Origin of the sequence: Sphingobium sp. BHU LFT2, from assembly GCF_018604485.1 — a bacterium.
GTDB classification, from domain to species: Bacteria; Pseudomonadota; Alphaproteobacteria; order Sphingomonadales; family Sphingomonadaceae; genus Sphingobium; species Sphingobium yanoikuyae_A.
In genome coordinates, this window is the sequence record NZ_JAFCGW010000080.1 from 1 (window position 1) to 633 (window position 633).

Here is a 633-nt window from a genome sequence, read left to right on the forward strand (position 1 = left end):
AGGCCACGGCAGCCGCGTGCCTGGGCGGAGGTGGCGAGCAGGTCGCCGAAATAGCCGTCGGTGCAGGGGCTGGTCGGGGCGAGCAGCAATATGTCGCCTTCCTTCAGCTGTTCGATCGCGACATGGACCATCCAGTTGTCGCCCGGCGGGGCGGAGATCGTCACCGCGCTGCCGGCGATGCGGGCGCCCGGATAGATGGGGCGCATATAGGGGGCGAGCAGGCCCTTGCGGCCCTGGGCCTCATGGACGGTGGCGACGCCCGCCTTGGCGAGGCCATCGATGACGGCGAGGTCCGCCCGTTCGATATTCTGGACGACAATGCCGGACATCAAGCCTTCTCCTAGCGCATAAGTTGACAGCGATGTGGACAGGTGTGGCGCGATGCTCAAATCCGAACTGGAACCAGTGCATAAATTTTTGCTAAGTGTTGGACATGAGCCCCGACCAGTTCAATATCCGTCATCTCGCCGCGATGGCGGCCGTGGTGGAGCTTGGCAGCGTCAGCCTGGCGGCGCGCGCGGTCAACCTGACCCAGCCGGCGGTGACCCAGGGGATCGCCAAGCTGGAGGCGCAACTGGGCCTGCCGCTGTTCGCGCGCCAGCCCGGCGGCATGGTCGCGCTGGAACCGGCGGA

General features: G+C 66.4%; 2 protein-coding genes. One reads left to right on the forward strand and one right to left on the reverse strand.

The window, feature by feature from the left end; genetic code table 11:
• Positions 1–329 (reverse strand): 4-carboxy-4-hydroxy-2-oxoadipate aldolase/oxaloacetate decarboxylase (locus JQK15_RS26550; protein ID WP_214869666.1); only part of this gene is annotated, 329 nt, incomplete at its 3' end.
• Positions 330–433: 104 nt separating this feature from the next.
• On the opposite strand from JQK15_RS26550, the gene JQK15_RS26555 reads away from it, so the two are divergent.
• A partial coding sequence (locus JQK15_RS26555) for a helix-turn-helix domain-containing protein (RefSeq protein WP_214869668.1) occupies positions 434–633 on the forward strand: 200 nt, incomplete at its 3' end.